This is a genomic window from Paenibacillus pseudetheri (assembly GCF_924513355.1).
Taxonomy (GTDB): domain Bacteria; phylum Bacillota; class Bacilli; order Paenibacillales; family Paenibacillaceae; genus Paenibacillus_AQ; species Paenibacillus_AQ pseudetheri.
On the sequence record NZ_CAKMAB010000013.1, the window covers coordinates 79,579 to 96,425 of the forward strand.

Below are 16,847 nucleotides of genomic sequence, written 5' to 3' on the forward strand. Positions count from 1 at the left end.
TAGAGAAAGCTTATCAGCTGGCCACCGAAATTCTTATCATTTCCTTAAATAAGGCTGAGAAGCGCGGACAAAAAAGGACCCATTCTCAGATAGAAGCTATCTAAGAATGGGTTATTGCCTGTAAAGGCGTTATCAGCGAACTAAGGCTCCTGAATTATTTCTTCGCTTTTTGCTTTTTCACAGCATCATCAAGGCTCTTTTGAACTTGTGTTTGAATTGAAACTAGCGCTTTGTCTAGTGTCTTTTTGTTGCTTAATACCTGTTTCACTTCACTCTGCAGAATAACTGAATACTGTGAATTGTTAAATAGATTCCCTATTGGATTAACATATGGCGGTGTTTCCAGGTTTGGTTTTAATTTATAGAAGGTCTCTAAGCTATAACCATTGTACTCTTTACTATAATCCATACGGGTTAGGGAATAGCCTAAAAACTGATCTGATATGGATTTGGATTTAGCGAAATCCGCTCCGTTATAAAACTTGATGAAATTCCAAGCAAGATCTTTATTAGCAGAACTAGCTTTAATCGTCATGATCGAAGGAAGATGGATATTCCGTGTTGTTTTCGGATTCTTAGGATCTGCAGGACCCGCGGCAATTTTAACAGTAAAAGGTTTATAATTTGCTATAGCAGCTTTATCCGCAGTTACGTCTCTTAAGGTTTCCATACTTTGAGTACTTACCGTCATAGCCGCTCGTCCCATAATGAACGGATCATTGGAATAGCCAACTGTATTCGATCCTTCTATGGTATTGGATTTTATTGCAGTAATAGCCATACTGAATACCCTTTTCCAAGCCGCTGTATTCATAGTTGCTTTAAGTGTATTAGGATTATACCGGGTTAACCCTTCGGAAGTTGCCATGTCATTGATTAAATAGGTGTAATTATCAAGAGGATAGTGAAGTCCCCAGATACGGTTGTCTTTATTTCCTGAAGTCGGGAATTTAGCGGCTAATTTCAATATTTCCTGCCAAGTCATTCCGTCCTTCGGCAATGGAACATTATATTTTTTAAATAAGTCGGCATTGTAGAAAATGGATTCTGTATTGAAGGTTGGACTTAACCCGTAGAGCTTTCCATTGACTTTGAGTGCGTCCAGCAATCCAGGATACATTGTTGTAGTATCATAATTGTCACGCTTAATTAACTGACCGAGTTCTGCTAACTGATTCTCCTTGGACAGCTGCTGATATTCAAGAGTGTTCAGCATGATAACGTCAGGTGATTGCTTGGCGATAAAAGCTTTTAAATCTGATTTTCCATCCCATTTAACTTCCTGAATCTGAGTATTGGGAAACTGCTGTTTGAACAATTCTTCATCGAAAAAATATTTCTCTTTGTAGAGCACCTTTAGCGTTTGTTTCGTGTCTACTTGGGTATCTGAATTCGCAGAAGCTTTTGGGTCTAGGCTAAAACCTGCTGAAATGACCAATAGTATAGCACTCAAACTAACGATTAATGCCTTCTTTAATAAGTTGATCTTCAAAATTATAACCTCCGCTTATTTATTGTTTAAACGATTAACCACTTGGCTGGACTAAGTATAGAAGAGAAAGCTTAACAGCTGGCTACCGAAATTCTTATCATTTCCTTAAATATTGCTGACGTTATTCATTGCATTAGATATATCGTTTATAATTATTGTTCTACTCAGTAATTAAGAAAGATACGAGAATTATGGGAGGATCTATGGCGGAAAGTACGATTTTGATGGTGGATGACGAAGCGGAAATTATCCAATTGATGAATATTTATTTCAATAACGAAGGCTACAAGCTCCTAAAAGCGTCGAATGGACTGGAGGCACTAGAAATTCTGCAGTCCGAGCAGATCGATTTAATTGTACTTGATCTAATGATGCCCCATATGGACGGATTGCAGGCTTGTATGAAAATACGGGAAACAAATCCTATTCCCATCATTATGCTCTCGGCTAAAAACCAGGATATAGATAAAATATCAGGCCTCAGTATCGGCGCCGACGACTACGTAACCAAACCATTCAACCCGCTTGAGCTGATCGCACGCATCAAGTCGCAGCTTCGAAGGATGAACCAGTTCAACGCCGCTGCGGTTAACGCGAACGAAATACATATCGAAAACGTCGTTATTAATATTGCGTCCCATACAGTAACGGTCGACCAGCAGGAGATCAAGTTGACTCCCCGCGAGTTCGCGCTCCTTCACATGCTGGCAGTCAATAGAGGGATGGTGCTGAGCATGGATCGCATCTACGAAGAGGTCTGGAATGAGCCCTTTATGGAGTCGAAAAATAGTGTCATGGTTCATATCCGAAAGCTCCGTGAGAAGATAGAATCTAATCCGCGCGAACCGAGGATAATCAAAACCGTGTGGGGGATTGGATACAAAATCGAAGGCGATCTAAAAGCAAGGGGTGAGTAGGATCCAACCACAGTGGCTGTATACAATTCGTTGGAGATTAATGCTAATTATGATTGCAAGCCTGGCCTTAACAGGCGCAGCTATTTTTTTCGGATATTTCATGGCGGGAGCGCTGCAAAAAATCGAATACGTGGCTGCTCCGATCAATTGGAGCATTGAGCATGCTGGATCCGTTCGCGTGATGATCATAACCGGTATTATTCTCTTTCCCATTACTTTCTTCCTTGCTAGCCTCCGTTTGGTTCAGGATTTGCGCGAAATCAACGCAGGAATGCAGGAGATATTGGCAGGTCGGTTCGGGCGTGTGATAGCGGTCAAGGGCAAGGATGAGTTAAGCGTTGTCGCAGAGAGTATGAATCAGTTGAGCAGCGAATGGGATCATTATCTGGCGGAAATTACGCGCGGTTTGGAGGAGATTGCCAACGGGCAGTTCGACCATCAAATCCCGGAAATTTCCGGTAACAAACTGAGCGAGGTCGCGCTCAGTATCAACCAGATGAGTATGCAGTTGAAGCATTCGATAGCGGAGGAACGCAAGGCGGAAAAGACGAAAAACGATTTAATTACCGGTGTATCGCATGACCTGCGCACTCCACTGACTTCAATTCTCGGCTTTCTCGAAGTGATCGAGGAGGATCGGTATCAGGATGAAGTGGAAATGCGTTATTACGTCAACATCGCGTATGAGAAATCCTTGTCGCTTCGGCGCTTGATCGACGAACTGTTCGAATATACGCGAATCAACAACGGAATGCCTCTGGAACTGAGCGAGCTCGATATCGCCGGGTTGATCTGTCAGTTGGAAGAGGAATTCGTGCCGGTTACGGAGAACGCAGGCATGGAAATCAGGCTGAACATGCAAGAAGGAGAATTCAAGATCCAAGCGGACGGGGGGTTGCTGGCACGGGCGTACGAGAATATAATTGCCAATGCCATACAGTACGGGAAGGCGGGCAAATATATTGATATCTATATTGCTAAGGATGGAGATGTGCTGGTCGTGCAGATCCAAAATTTTGGAGACCCCATTCCGGAACGGGACTTGCCCTTTATTTTCGACCGCTTTTACCGGGTGGAGCGCTCTAGGTCGAAGCAGACCGGGGGTACAGGTCTCGGACTGGCCATCGCGAAAAGCATTATCGAGGTACACGGAGGGAGTATCACTGCACACAGCAGCAAGAAGGCAACTATATTTGAGACACGGTTCTCGATTTCCGGCCTTAATCAGGCGCATGCGGCTGCTCCGGATATAGTTCATAATGAATTTAAACGGATACCGACCGTGCCCCCCGAGCGAGGCCTAACGCCGAAACAAAGAATATCACCTCAGCAACGAAGCTTATTCCAATCTAGGATAGCCGCAGTATTGATGATCGTATTGCTCGTCTGTGCGGTGGTACTATTCAGCGTTAAGAATTCAGTTACCTCCTCGCTCATGGTAAAGCTGGGTGAAAATAGCGATCTAGCGCTGATGCCGACAAGCGGAAATAACGAGATGGTTTTAATAACCGGTAAAACAGACAAAGGCTATACACTTCTCATTCATCAATACTTATTCGACGGCCAGAGCCTAATTATCCAATACTCCATGAAACATTCTAACATGATATTGGAGTCGCAATGGGTGAAACAATCGGTGAAGCCGACTTTTCAATTGGACTCTTCAACGATACAGGCAGTTCCGAGCATCGCTACGGATTCAGGTGTAACGTTGGCCAAAAACGGCACCATCAATTATTCTTTCAACGGGACCCCGCCTCCAGACAAGTTCATGTTAAAAGTCAACGTACAAGAGTTAATCGTGTTCGATGACCCGGCTCAGCAGCATATGCTTACTGGAGACTGGAGCTTCCAAATTCCCGTAGAAAAAAATTATATACGAAAAGCCAATGGCCAAAGCGAGCCGTTGTAGAATTCAGCTTAAATTGTAGTGGTCACCACAACCAAGTTTTTCGCCCTATTTATGGTACGGTTCCCCGTAACATCTATAGAGCGAAATTGAAGGCCTCACTATTCCTTCATCCCTTAACTCTTTCGCTTTTCACTCCGCACTCTTCCCGCCCTGCGCCAATCTCTCCAAAATCCTTCTTTTACGATACAGCATCCGCGCGGCCTCGGCTACCTCTTCCAGCGCTTTGCGGTTCGTATACGCGCCGAAGAACATGCCCGTACCGGGATGGCCTGGAACAGCTTCTTCCAGGGACACAAGGTAGAGCTGGGTTGAGAGATATCGTTAATTGATCTTTTGCTGCTGATACATAAGGATTTTAATCCTGGGCTGGAGTTAGAGGTGATGCAATTTTGAGGATATGAAAAGAGTTATGAAAAGGGGATTTCTGCTGAAAAGCAGTCGGCCTCTCAAAAAGACTTTTCCTTACTTCTGACACGTTCACTGCGATGGTTGAGCAGCAAGTTTGAGAGCCGCCCAGTACTGGGCGGCTCTTTCTTGCTCTTTATGTTAAGCTGAACGATTAGCAAGGAAGATAGCGATATACGGGTCAGCAATACGAAAATCATTTGCATGATTATCCAACAAGCAAAATTGATTATTTCGTTGATCGATTAGTTCAACACCAGAGAACAAATACTCTTTATGTTCAATAACCAATCTGTACGCGGTACGCGGAATACCCCAATCGCAGAGTCTGCCATCCGGGCATTTATGTAAGCCATAATCTGACCGCTGCCGCTGTTGGTTTCGCTCCCGCCATCATATCGCCAGAACCATCCCTTTGGCTACCTACACAATCTCTTTATTAAAATGTCCTCTTGTGTCTGTTTCCTGATTAAAGACAGCATTATTCATTGAGCCATTTAATTTACCTGACGCCATATTAATGACTTTCACAACCTGCTCTTTTGATTCAACTGTGAAGTTTAATCTCAACGCCTCGATTCCTTTGATGTTTTGTAGCTCATCTAAAAGATTAAGCGTCTTCCCATTAAGGAGAGTCGTTGTACAATCATTATGGGAAATTATAGGAAACGTTCCGTGCTCATCTTTTAACTCATAGCTCTTCGTTTTGCAAATTCTGCATTGATTCATTTTTTTCATCGGACAATATTTAGTAAACATCAAAGGAACCCTACCATATACAATCATTTCCAGTGCAGGATGGCCGTCATTTTCTTCATAATAAGCATTCATTAAATCTTCAATTTGGCTCTTATTCAATTCATAGGATAAAGTGACTCGTTTTGCACCTAATTTATATAATTCATAGCAACTAGTAGCATTAACAACATTTAGAGAATAGTCCGTAACAAACGGATTAGTTTCTCTGTAGTGATAAATTCCACCATATCCTCCGATGAGTAGCTGCCCTTCTTTTTCCTTATAATCAATCTGATTTCTTCTAACAACGTTTTTAAAATAGATTTCCTTAATTCCACAGCTCACGCAAGCTTCGTACTGCTCCTTAGTCGTTACAGAGGCCGTAAGGTATGGTTTTTCAGGGGCAAAGCTTATTTTTTCTTTTGCTTTCAAAGCCTTGGTTCTTTTCTTTTGGCTGTTAAGCTTTAAGTCATATAAGCCCAGTACAATATCTCTTCTTGCTGCATTTAACAGTTTAGCTGGAATAAATGCATTGCATTCCTCAAAATCCACATGATTAAGTTCGAATATCGTATCATTTAATCTTGAAAATTGCTTGATTACCTGGTCTTTTGTTGTTGAATTATTAATGGCTTCGCCTAGTATTTCCTCGCTTTCATATGAATAATTAAAGCCTAAGCCCTCCGCATCTATGAAAAGCTTTGAATCTGGACATGCATATACTCTAATATTGAGGTTAAACCGCTTAAATTCTTTTTCCAATGATAATTCTAATTCTTTGTTATAGAAATAATCCTTCGTTTTATATACTAAATCTCCCTTAGACACCTTTTCTTTGATTTTGATATAGCAGACATCGACTGCTTTGTTGATTAATTCGTCCTCTTTATTGTACAGTTTTGCAACAGCTAAATTAACATCTTCATTGTTGTGACTTATTCTGATTGTATCGTTTTGATTTAAAGTACGTGTAAGTGTTATTTCATATCTATCTTTAACAATCTTGCTGATTGTTCCAATTTCATAACCAAAGTTATTAGGTCTTAAGATATTTGTAATATTTTTCTTATCTTCGTGAAACATATACCCTTTAGTAAATGTTCTATTGAATGTTTTTTTCAGATTTTCTTTATCTTCTTCGGTTATTTTATGATCTAAGGCCATGCGATATTTTGATACAACATTAGCAACATACGTAGGCACTTTCATTCGACCTTCTATTTTTAAAGAATCAATTTCTTTTAAATCATGGATATAATCGATTGTGTTTAAGTCCTTAGTAGATAGAATATAGTTTTTCCCTAAAGACGTATCTGTCGTCTTATCCATTAGTTCATACTCCTTACGGCATGAACCAACACATCTTCCGCGATTTGCGCATCGATAGCCGATTAATCCTGACATTAGACAGTTTCCCGAGTAAGATACACATAAAGCACCGTGAACGAAAATTTCTAAAGGTATCTCAGCTATTCTTTTTATCTCTTTTACTTTTTCAATCTCAACCTCACGGGACAGAACAACTCTTTTAGCACCAAGTTCTTTGAATAGTAAAGTTCCGTCTAAATCGTCTATTCCCATTTGAGTTGAACAATGTGCTTCCATATCAAGAAAGTTTTTAACGATATAATCGAAAGCAGTCAGGTCCTGTACGATAATGCCATCAACTCCGATTTTATTTAATTCGTGTATTTGCTCTTTCATCTCTTCAACTTCGTTTTCAAAAACGATGGTATTCATTGCAACATAGAGTTTAACGTTCCTCAGGTGCGCATACGTAACAGCCTCTTTTAACGATTCTAAATCAAAATTAGATGAGTATGCACGTGCACCAAATTTTTGCATTCCTAAGTATACTGCATCACAACCATTAGATATTGCAGCTTTTAAAGCTTCCATATTTCCTGCTGGAGCTAGTAATTCAGTCATTTTTTCCTCCTTATGACCCATAAATTAAAAAAATTTGTAGTACTTGTGATACGCTCTACGTAACATGGAGCTGCTGAAGGAGATTATCCAGAAGGGCTTCAAGACGCTTGGACTGATGGAAGTGATCAGTCCCGTCACCGCAATCAAGGCGATTGAGATGAAGTACAAGCTATTCAACGGGGGCACAGGTGGCTATACGCTCTACGGCCTGGAAAGAGATCAAGGTGCATGAGGCAGCGCGCGAACAGGCCATCACCATAGCTATTCTTGAGTTTATCCCGATGGAGCAGCATGATGCTGTGACCCAGCGCATGGAGGATGTGACGCGGGCTTACTATGATTCAATTGGCCTAGGTGAAGCATACCGGCAGATGGAGGCCATGAATTGATTGAGCATGCCAATAGACCCATACAATTTCAAAAACGGTGGTGAAAATAAGATGGAACAAATTTATGTGCGTCAGACTGTAAATCGAATACAGAAGCGGTTGAGCCATAGTGATAACGGAGCAGCTTTCAAAAAATCGATTAAGGAAGCCGTCACCGTTGGCGTTGGACAGCATGATGTAGTGATCGAGCTTATTGATACTTTGACGCGCGGTGTATTACCAATCTATCGGCTCGGGTAAAGCCTATGCACAGCAAGTAGCAAGAGAGGCAATAGAATATCATGCGTAATGAAAAAGAGAACACCTACGATGGACATTCTCCTTTGTGTGGCTTGTTAAAGTGTGGGGTAAGGTGGTGTGTGAATATGGTCAGGTGTCGATACATCGCCCATCTCACATGTTTTTCTAGATTCGCCAGGGGCTCCAGGTCAAGCTGAGGCACTTCAGTTGCTAGACTTTGATTTAAAAGGTTGTATTTTTTCCACATTAAACCATTTTACAATTTTTTGTTGTTTTTTCTATGTATTTTTAATAGCGCGAAATCAAGAAGCACCCTCTTAGGGTGCCCAGGCTGTCGAGAAAGTCTCGACAGCCTTCTTTATGTGACTTTGATTTTACACGACACCGCGTTAATGTTGTATAATATAGGTAACTATTTATAGAACGGATGGTGTGTCGACATGCTGCGTTCCAATCGAGAAAAACAACAAGCTTACGAATTTGTCTCCATCGAAGATTTAGTTCCTCAAGACCATTTGCTTCGCAAGGTGGATAAATATATTGATTTTTCGTTTATCGATGAGAAGGTTAAACCGCTGTACTGCTCGGATAACGGACGCCCTGCCATTGACCCGGTTGTATTGTTTAAAATGATTTTCCTGGGGTACTTCTACGGCATTCGTTCCGAACGTCAGTTAGAACGTGAGGTCCAAACGAACTTAGCTTACCGTTGGTTTCTTGGGCTGGGGTTAACCGACAAGGTTCCAGACCACTCCACTCTTAGTTGGAACCGACGCACCCGATTTAAAGATACGAACATTTTTCAGGATATTTTCGACGAGATTGTTCTCCAGGCGATTTCGCACCGGATGGTGGGCGGACGTGTTCTTGTCTCGGACTCTACTCACGTCAAGGCAAATGCGAATAAACACCAATACACGAAACAACAGGTGCTGCAAAACACCAAGGATTATGTAGACGAGCTCAACGCCGCCGTAGAGGCAGACCGGAAGAACCATGGAAAAAAGCCCTAAAACCTAGAGAGGAAGTGAACGAAGAAAAAGAAATTAAAGTCAGCAAGACCGATCCCGACAGCGGATATATGATCCGCGATGGTAAACCAGAAGGCTTTTTTTATCTGGACCACCGGACGGTAGATATGAAATACAACCTCATTACAGATGTACATGTTACGCCCGGAAATGTCCATGATTCCGTGCCGTATTTATCGCGTCTGGACCGCCAGCAGGAACGTTTTGGATTTCAAGTGGAAGCCATTGCTCTAGATTCAGGATATTTAACAACACCGATTTGCCGCGGTCTGCAAAGCCGAAAGATTTTTGCCGTTATTGCTCACCGGAGATTCCATTCCAAGCAAGGACTGTTTCCAAAATGGAAGTTTACTTTTGACGCTGAGCGAGAACTTTACGTCTGTCCGGCCGGGCAAGAACTGAAGTACCGAACGACGGACCGCAAAGGCTACCAGCAGTATGCGTCCGATCCAGAGCAATGTAAAAGTTGTCCTTTCTTAAACGAGTGTACGCAATCTAAAAACCACCGGAAAGTGGTAACCCGGCATGTCTGGGAGGACAGCAAAGAATGGGTCCGGAACAACCGGCTCAGCAAGTCGGGCAAGCAGTTGTACCGCAAACGAAAAGAAACGATTGAGCGAAGCTTCGCGGATGCTAAAGAACTCCATGGGTTTCGCTATTGCCGGTTGCGCGGACTGCCAAATGTCAGGGAACAAGCGCTGATGACGGCAGCCGTGCAAAACATGAAGAAGATGGCGATCCACCTGGATCGCCGGGAAAAACGGGGATAACCCCCTCGTTTTCCCGTTCGCAGGTCGACATTGAAACACAAAAGAAACCCAAGGTCTTTAAATGACCTGGGTTTCTCGACAATCTGAGCACCCTCTTAGGGTGCCCTTATTGTCCTTCTATGTTTTGCTTGCCAAGCGACTCTATTCAGCATCATCGCGGCTTGCACTTTGTCAGCCGGTAGATTGCTAGGAATGTTGTTATACAAGTATTGTACCGCCGTGCACCGCGTGCGGCGGGATCGAGTCCACTTCTATCCAAGCGACGAAGTACTCGGAGATCAGACCCATGAGCCTGATCATGCCCCTTGCCCTCCTTCAACACGCTGACCACACCGAATGCCGCCCGCATGGCTCACGACCGCCACACCATTAGAAGACACGTACTAGCCCAACCGGGGTTGCGGTGCCCAATCAGTCACCTCAAAGACGGTGGCCGCGTCTCATTCCACCCTCCGGTCAAGCCGTAGGGCAGGCTCAGCCTTGAAACGCTCTTGGGACTAGATGGCATTCTGCTGTTCCAGCCATCTCAAAATCGCTTGGTTTGTTTCTTCCGGCTTTTCTTCCTGGATCCAATGACCGCAATCCAGATTGACCACTTCCACATTGGGCACGAACTTTGTCAGGTTTTCAGACTTCGCAACCACATCCCGGTCGCCGTAGATCATGAGGGTCGGCTGCTGGATGATTGGGTTTACTTTCGCCAATAATCGCCAGTTGCGGTCAAGGTTCCTGTACCAATTTATGCTGCCCGTGAATCCTGATGTTTCAAAAGCGGAGACGTAAACGGCCAGCTCGCTTTCGCTCATTACGGGCTCACCGAGCGGTGTTTCTGCTCTGGCGAGATTGATCAACGCCATACCTGGCTCAGGTGCTCTGAGAGGCTCGTTCTTCCGGTACAGGTTTCGAAGGAACCTGTATGTATTGTCTTCGAATACGGCGTCCGCGACGCCTGGCTGTCGATTGAAGTGGACGAAATAGAAATCGCCGCCAAGTATTTCTTCCATGAACTCGATCCAGGGTTTTTCTCCGCGCTCTTGGTAAGGCAAGCTTAGATTTATCACTTTATTGACGCGGTTTGGATGCAACAAGGTCAGTCCCCAAACGACAAATGCACCCCAGTCATGACCGACAAAGGTAGCGTCCTCGTATCCATAGTGATCGAGAAGCGCGATGAGATCACCTGACAAGTGTTCAATGTCATAGTCTGTTACTTCGGTCGGACGGGATGAGTTGCTGTAACCCCGCTGGTTGGGGACGATGACATGGTAGCCCGCTGCGGCAAGGGCGGCCATCTGATGGCGCCAAGAAAAGGCATGCTCTGGCCAGCCGTGGCAGAGTACAATAGGTTTTCCTTCGTTTTCTCGGCCTGCTTCAAACACTTCGAGTTCCACACCATTGACTGAAATAAGGGTGGGCTTGGGAAAATCGGTTGGATTAAACATTAAATCAAAACCTCCTTCTTGTGATACATGTAGTATAATGGATAAACGGTGACATCTTATTGTCACCGTTCTGAATTCATGTAGAAAAAAGAGGGCAATTATGGACAAAGTGGAGAGACTCATTTCGATTATCATGATATTGCTGAGGAAAGAGATTGTTTCTACAACGGAATTCTCACAACTATTCCATGTTTCCAAAAGAACGATCCTTCGCGATATGGAAACATTGAGCTTATGTAACATCCCGATCTACTCTGTCAATGGCGTCAAAGGCGGCTACGGCATAATGGACGAATACAAGGTCGATAAACGCCTTCTAAGCAGCTCCGATTTACAGAATATATTGGCTGCGCTCGGCGGATTGGAACAACTCCTCCTTACTGAAGAAGTGGAAAGAACGATAAAAAAAATAGAGGCAATGGTTAGTCCATTGTCTCTGAATCGTTCCATTCAACTGTCATTTTATGATTGGGAAGGTCGGTCCGAGATTCTTGAAACCTTAAAGACATGTCAAGAATCCATATCAAAGAAAAGGCTGGTTTCGTTTGATTATACAGATAAAGACGGGGCTGTAACGGATAGAATGGTTGAGCCCTATGAGCTGCATTTTAGCGAATCGAGTTGGTACTTGAAAGGATTCTGTTTACATCGACAGGGATCTCGAACATTCAAGTTATCCCGGATCGATCATATTACTATGGATGAACGCGCGTTTCATCCTAGAGACGATTGGTCTGTGCAAGGACACGAAGCAAGTTATCTACCGCAATTCGTCACGATTAAGGCATGGATATCGCCTAGCATAAAAGATCAAATCATCGAAAGGTATGGTCGACGAAGTATTGAAGACCATGGTTCTGGACTTTTATTAGCAACCATATATGTCCCTCAAAATCATATGGGATTTCAACTTTTAGCAAGCTTTGGCACTCATCTAAAAGTTGTAGAGCCCAAAACCTATGTTGAAGACTTTCGAAATTATTTATATCAAATGGTGGAGAACTATTCCTGATAAAGGTCTCGTCTCGACATATATGACCAATTCCACATGAGTTAGGTCTTAACGCGCTTCTTAATAGATTTAGCATTGAAGCTTCAACCTTCAACTCAACTTTTCGCCGTCACTTATGATATGGTTCATCGTAACATCTCAAAGGCGAAATTGCCCTCCCCTCTCCGCATCCTTCGTACTCTAGTTACGAAAGGTATTGGAATCTATATCCGTATCTATTTTATCCGAGACGATTATGATGGGGATTTTCGCACGATTTTTTTGGTATTTTGATTTGATCATTCGGTGTATTTTTCTCTTACGATATACACCACGAAAATTAGCCATGATGATGATACCTCCTGTTTGTTCTTAAAGAACTGAGTCAATGCGTCGATGTGTACATGAACCAATAGAATTATGAACGCTAACAATAGGCATAAAAACTGACTCCTGATGAATTCAGGAGCCAGTTCCTAATTGCTTTTAGTGTCCACATGGGGTTACAGTTCAGTTTCTAGCAGAGCGGTATTCATTCAAACAATATAATCTGATTTATAAAGAGGTAATCTAGAAAATTTAGTTAATTTATCTCTTAGTTTTTCCCAATTCTCTAAGGTTGCTGATGCATAATGCTTATAATCTGTACTCTTAATAGTTTCTTCTAAAGAATTATACTTTGTATAAGTACGCTCACTATAACAATTTTCAGCAAATTTGAATCCGGCAACTAATGCTTTCAATAAATTTTCTTTGTTGTCTCCAGCCCTATAATTAATTATATTTAGGTTCTCATTTATAAAACTTGTTACACTACCTAGTATTAATACCCAGCGCGCCTCACTTGGTAAATGTTTTTTATCCAATTTATATTCTTCATCATTTAATATTCTCTGTGTTATTAAAAAATTACTTCTAATTGCAAATGACCACCAGTAAAATAATTCTATCGGTTTTATATTTAAATCTTTATCTACCTTTTCTTCAAAATTATCATAAATTAAAAGCAGATTTCTAATATTATCAGTTGCAGCAAATGCATCTGCATCCATTTCTAAAGTTCTAAAATCTAGTGGAGAAACATTTTTTATGACTTTTCTGTTATCTTCTTCGAACATAGAGATATAATTTAAACTATTATTATCTTTAGAATTAATAAATTCACAATGCCCGTTAAGTAAATGGCCTAATTCATGAGTTATAATGAAACGCGATACAAAAATTGTGAGTAATCCTGCTAATTTGTAATCTATAACTTTACTGTCAAAAAAATTAGGGTTCCCATTATCGTCAAATTTTATATACTCATATGATGCTTCTTCATCTTCATCAACATGTAACGCTTTAAGAAAATCTTCCGTATTCTTTTTTGTAAATCCATAAAAATATTCAAAGAAATTATCAATAACTCCTTTATTTATTTGTATATAATCTAAATAATTATCAGACCAAGCTTTTCCTCCTAAATTTGAATCATCTCTAAAATAAAGGTTTAATATATATTTTGAAATGTCAAATTCGCTTTCTAGAACTTCTTTAATAATATAGCGGTATTGTTCATAAATGGCCATCGCTCTGTGTTTTATATCAATATAAAAATCTTCTTTATTCTCCATAATCATTATTTAATGCTCCTCTCCAAACTCTAATATGTATTTTACACTTAGGGCGACTAACCGCGCCCAACAAGCGTTTACCACTAAAAATATCGCCCTACTTATGATACGGTTCCCCCCGATTTATCTTCACCGCGCGATAAATCTGCTCCACCAACACCAGGCGCATGAGCTGATGGGGCAGCGTCATGCGCCCGAAGCTCATACGCTGCTGCGCGCGGCGCATGACCTCGTCGGAGAGCCCATGGCTCCCTCCGATGACGAACACGACATGGCTCGTCCCGTAGGTGCCGAGCCGGTCAATTTCTGCGGCAAGCTCTTCCGAGCTCCACAGCTTGCCGTCAATCGCGAGCGCAATGACATGCGCCTCGCTCTTTATGTGCGCGAGGATGCGTTCCCCCTCGCGCGCCTTAACAATACCGACCTCTGCTTCGCTTAGAGAGTCGGGTGCTTTTTCATCTGCCACCTCAATCACCTGAAATTTCAGGTACGGTGTCAACCGCTTAGCATACTCAGCGATGCCATTAATCAAGTACTTTTCCTTCAATTTTCCTACGCCGATAATTTGAATAAGCATACATGCCTCCTGTTATAGTCCTCTATAGAAATAGCAAAAGGACGCGCACTGGGCCGTCCCTTGTAGTTTTAGTAAGTACCTTCCTAATCTTGCGTATTGCTTAAATGTCCTATTCTTCAGACAATCCATCCCTACTTACTCTCGTCCCACTCCTCCATCGCAAAATCCGGCTTCTCTCCAGCTTCATAAGCACTCAATATAGAATCCAGCAAACCTGGGAACCGTGTATTAAGATCCTCCGTCCGTAGCGACAGTATCCGCTGTGTTCCTTGCACCCGCGTAAACACAACCCCTGACTCACGCAGCGTACGGGCATGGTGAGACATGGTGGATTTGGCGATCGGAACGTTGAAGCCGTTGCAAGCCTGTTCTCCATTTCTATGAATATCCGATACGATATGGAGGCGAATCGGATCGCTGAGCGCATACAATACGGAAGCAAGCTGAATGTCCTTGCGGTCCGGATGAAATAGTATTTTCATGGATGATTATCCCCTTTGTCCTACTTTTAATGCGACAAAAATATTGGTGTTCCTAATTGCATTTTATATCAACGCATGCTATATTTCAATTGTTCGTAAGTAATCGAACTATTAAACAATAATAAAGGAGTGCTTCGCACATGACTTCTGTAAATAACCTTTCTGCGAATGCGGATCATGAAGCCTCCGCTCCGGAAGCGACTCTTCCACGGGAAGGCCTTCTGACACTGCTGTTCAGCATCGCTGTGGTTCTCGTCATCATGAATACAGCCATGTTCAATCTGGCACTGCCTGATGTAACCGAAGCCTTCGGCATTACAGCTGCATCCGCATCTTGGATTGTTACCGGGTATTCCATTATGTTTTCGATTGCATCGATCACATACAGTCGGCTCTCTGATTTTCTGCCGATCCGCCGCCTACTGGTGGTAGGCTTATTGACGCTAGGCTTTGCGGCTGTGGCCGGCTTCTTCAGCACCAACTTTATCTTTCTGCTTATCGTGCGCATTCTACAGGCGTCGGGCGCGGGCGCAGTAATGTCCTTATCTCTTGTTCTGTTTACCCGCTATGTCCCGCAAGCCCGTCGCGGCAAAGCGATGGCGACGATTATGTCAGCTGTTTCACTCGGCCTAGGCCTTGGTCCGGTCGCGGGCGGATCCATCGTCGAATATCTCGGCTGGATCTGGTTGTTCGCTGTAACGGCAGCTATTTTGCTTCTCGTGCCGTTGTTCCTTATCCTGTTGCCTAAAGAGGTACCCACCCGCGGCTCCTTTGATGTGCTTGGTGGGCTGCTCTTGGGCGTCGGCACCACCGGTCTACTGCTGTTCCTGACTAGTGGGCTGTGGGTGGCCTTGGTCGCCGGACTTGTCGCCATCGCTTTATTTGTTGGCCGCATCCGCAGCACGCCCGACCCATTTGTGATGCCCGCGCTTTTCCGTAACCGCTCATATCTCGTGCTGGCGGTGGTCGGAATCGCCTCCTATCTGTGCAGCTTCGCCACCTTGTTCCTGCTGCCACAGATTTTGACTCATCGCTTTGGCTTCAGTGCAAGTCATGCCGGGCTTGTGATCTTTCCGGGATCGCTGCTCGCAATCTTCGTTTCTCGTTCCGTCGGACGAATCATTGACCGTTATGGCAATGCGGGGATATTACGCTTCGCTCCACTGCTTGTGCTGACCGCTACCGTCCTGTTCGCATTCTTCGCTGGGCGGTCCTGGATTGCCGTTATGCTTATCTATATGATTATGAGTCTTGCTTTCACGACGTTGTCCAGTAGTGTATCCAATGAAATCTCTCGGATTCTCCCTTCCTCACAAATCGGCTCCGGGATGGGATTGTTCCAGCTACTACAATTCTTTAGCGGCGCCTTCAGCGTAGCTATGGCCGCAAGCGCACTGGAATGGCAGCGCGGACTGCCGCTCTCAGCAGCCTACTCCAACATTTACTGGGGACTCTCTATTGCTGCAATACTTGCCATCATCTCAGCCATTGTCTACCGCAAGAACAACCGAGGCAGCTCCCTGACCAATATGGCAGATGCAACAGATGCATAAGATTAATCCTCCAATGCACCTAGATATTATTCCACGCAAAAACACCTTGCGGCCCATTTCCGGGACTGCAAGGTGCTTTTTTATAAGTCTTAACGGTCCTTTAGACCACCAAATATTCAGCGTTCTTCTCACATTGGGTGCACTTTGCCGGCGGGTCCCAGTCAGAGAATTCCGTTTCCTTCAAATCTACTACATCTGGTGCATCTTCATACTCGTCCACAAACAAATCAATAGCTAATTCTACATGTTCTTTGCATACTACATACATTCAACCAAGCATCCCTTTCTGTGCCGCTACGGCCTAATACTCCTTCTATTGTTCTACCATACTTCCCACGAAAATGGAACTCCTATCTATCCATT

General features: G+C 43.3%; 14 protein-coding genes and 1 pseudogene. 7 read left to right on the forward strand and 8 right to left on the reverse strand.

Translation table 11 applies throughout. From position 1 onward, the window contains the following. Positions 1-154: 154 nt before the first annotated feature. The gene (locus tag L1028_RS14090) at positions 155-1,492 is read right to left on the reverse strand and encodes an ABC transporter substrate-binding protein (protein WP_234534831.1); all 1,338 of its coding nucleotides are present in this window, start codon (positions 1,490-1,492) and stop codon (positions 155-157) included. 203 nt (positions 1,493-1,695) lie between these two features. On the opposite strand from L1028_RS14090, the gene L1028_RS14095 reads away from it, so the two are divergent. After that, positions 1,696-2,409: a response regulator transcription factor gene (locus L1028_RS14095; protein WP_234534833.1), complete on the forward strand. Its 714-nt coding sequence runs from the start codon at positions 1,696-1,698 to the stop codon at positions 2,407-2,409. Beyond that, entirely contained in the window at positions 2,402-4,321 is a 1,920-nt protein-coding gene (locus L1028_RS31490; protein ID WP_341482544.1) for an ATP-binding protein, read from the forward strand. Before L1028_RS14095 ends, L1028_RS31490 begins: the two co-directional genes overlap by 8 nt. Positions 4,322-4,450: 129 nt before the next feature. Here the strand turns inward: L1028_RS31490 and L1028_RS14105 are convergent. Then, a pseudogene (locus L1028_RS14105) lies at positions 4,451-4,608 on the reverse strand (EcsC family protein); the annotation flags it as partial. 541 nt (positions 4,609-5,149) lie between these two features. Beyond that, the gene (locus tag L1028_RS14110; RefSeq protein ID WP_234534835.1) at positions 5,150-7,393 is read right to left on the reverse strand and encodes a U32 family peptidase; all 2,244 of its coding nucleotides are present in this window, start codon (positions 7,391-7,393) and stop codon (positions 5,150-5,152) included. A 64-nt stretch (positions 7,394-7,457) separates the two neighbouring features. On the opposite strand from L1028_RS14110, the gene L1028_RS14115 reads away from it, so the two are divergent. The 3 genes from L1028_RS14115 (at position 7,458) to L1028_RS14125 (ending at position 9,823) form a co-directional block, all read left to right on the forward strand. Continuing rightward, on the forward strand, positions 7,458-7,625 hold the full coding sequence (locus tag L1028_RS14115; RefSeq protein ID WP_234534837.1) for a hypothetical protein: 168 nt from the start codon (positions 7,458-7,460) through the stop codon (positions 7,623-7,625). Between the two features lie 157 nt (positions 7,626-7,782). Then, entirely contained in the window at positions 7,783-8,022 is a 240-nt protein-coding gene (locus L1028_RS14120) for a hypothetical protein (RefSeq protein WP_234534839.1), read from the forward strand. Positions 8,023-8,462: 440 nt separating this feature from the next. Continuing rightward, a protein-coding gene (locus tag L1028_RS14125) for an IS1182 family transposase (RefSeq protein WP_234534841.1) occupies positions 8,463-9,823 on the forward strand; the annotation gives its coding sequence in 2 pieces (ribosomal slippage) (positions 8,463-9,033 and positions 9,033-9,823; 1,362 coding nt in all). 497 nt (positions 9,824-10,320) lie between these two features. On the opposite strand, the gene L1028_RS14130 is transcribed toward L1028_RS14125, so the two are convergent. Then, a complete protein-coding gene (locus tag L1028_RS14130) occupies positions 10,321-11,265 on the reverse strand; it encodes an alpha/beta fold hydrolase (RefSeq protein ID WP_234534843.1) in 945 nt (314 codons plus the stop codon). Positions 11,266-11,365: 100 nt separating this feature from the next. On the opposite strand from L1028_RS14130, the gene L1028_RS14135 reads away from it, so the two are divergent. Then, positions 11,366-12,277 (forward strand): helix-turn-helix transcriptional regulator, encoded by a 912-nt coding sequence (locus tag L1028_RS14135; RefSeq protein ID WP_234534845.1) that lies wholly within the window; start codon positions 11,366-11,368, stop codon positions 12,275-12,277. A gap of 515 nt (positions 12,278-12,792) precedes the next feature. Here L1028_RS14135 and L1028_RS14140 read toward each other — a convergent pair. The 3 genes from L1028_RS14140 to L1028_RS14150 all read right to left on the reverse strand — a co-directional run bounded on the left by L1028_RS14140 (position 12,793) and on the right by L1028_RS14150 (position 14,931). Beyond that, positions 12,793-13,878 carry a hypothetical protein gene (locus tag L1028_RS14140; RefSeq protein ID WP_234534847.1) on the reverse strand — a complete coding sequence of 362 codons (1,086 nt, stop codon included), beginning with the start codon at positions 13,876-13,878 and terminating at the stop codon, positions 12,793-12,795. Between the two features lie 91 nt (positions 13,879-13,969). After that, entirely contained in the window at positions 13,970-14,449 is a 480-nt protein-coding gene (rlmH, locus tag L1028_RS14145; RefSeq protein WP_042131690.1) for a 23S rRNA (pseudouridine(1915)-N(3))-methyltransferase RlmH, read from the reverse strand. 131 nt (positions 14,450-14,580) lie between these two features. Beyond that, on the reverse strand, positions 14,581-14,931 hold the full coding sequence (locus tag L1028_RS14150) for an ArsR/SmtB family transcription factor (RefSeq protein WP_234534849.1): 351 nt from the start codon (positions 14,929-14,931) through the stop codon (positions 14,581-14,583). 140 nt (positions 14,932-15,071) lie between these two features. Between L1028_RS14150 and L1028_RS14155 the strand changes: the two genes are divergently transcribed. Continuing rightward, positions 15,072-16,484: an MFS transporter gene (locus L1028_RS14155; protein WP_234534851.1), complete on the forward strand. Its 1,413-nt coding sequence runs from the start codon at positions 15,072-15,074 to the stop codon at positions 16,482-16,484. Positions 16,485-16,584: 100 nt separating this feature from the next. Here L1028_RS14155 and L1028_RS14160 read toward each other — a convergent pair whose 3' ends face one another. Next, the gene (locus L1028_RS14160) at positions 16,585-16,752 is read right to left on the reverse strand and encodes a CxxH/CxxC protein (protein WP_076120603.1); all 168 of its coding nucleotides are present in this window, start codon (positions 16,750-16,752) and stop codon (positions 16,585-16,587) included. Between the last annotated feature and the right edge of the window lie 95 nt (positions 16,753-16,847).

What these genes read in the sequence shown, in the direction of transcription:
- L1028_RS14115 (WP_234534837.1), top strand. Translation starts at nt 7,458, where the DNA reads ATGGAGCTGCTGAAGGAGATTATCCAGAAGGGCTTCAAGACGCTTGGA.
- L1028_RS14160 (WP_076120603.1), bottom strand. Translation starts at nt 16,752, where the DNA reads ATGTATGTAGTATGCAAAGAACATGTAGAATTAGCTATTGATTTGTTT.
- L1028_RS14140 (WP_234534847.1), bottom strand. Translation starts at nt 13,878, where the DNA reads ATGATTATGGAGAATAAAGAAGATTTTTATATTGATATAAAACACAGA.
- L1028_RS14150 (WP_234534849.1), bottom strand. Translation starts at nt 14,931, where the DNA reads ATGAAAATACTATTTCATCCGGACCGCAAGGACATTCAGCTTGCTTCC.
- L1028_RS14135 (WP_234534845.1), top strand. Translation starts at nt 11,366, where the DNA reads ATGGACAAAGTGGAGAGACTCATTTCGATTATCATGATATTGCTGAGG.
- L1028_RS14155 (WP_234534851.1), top strand. Translation starts at nt 15,072, where the DNA reads ATGACTTCTGTAAATAACCTTTCTGCGAATGCGGATCATGAAGCCTCC.
- rlmH (WP_042131690.1), bottom strand. Translation starts at nt 14,449, where the DNA reads ATGCTTATTCAAATTATCGGCGTAGGAAAATTGAAGGAAAAGTACTTG.
- L1028_RS14110 (WP_234534835.1), bottom strand. Translation starts at nt 7,393, where the DNA reads ATGACTGAATTACTAGCTCCAGCAGGAAATATGGAAGCTTTAAAAGCT.
- L1028_RS14130 (WP_234534843.1), bottom strand. Translation starts at nt 11,265, where the DNA reads ATGTTTAATCCAACCGATTTTCCCAAGCCCACCCTTATTTCAGTCAAT.
- L1028_RS14095 (WP_234534833.1), top strand. Translation starts at nt 1,696, where the DNA reads ATGGCGGAAAGTACGATTTTGATGGTGGATGACGAAGCGGAAATTATC.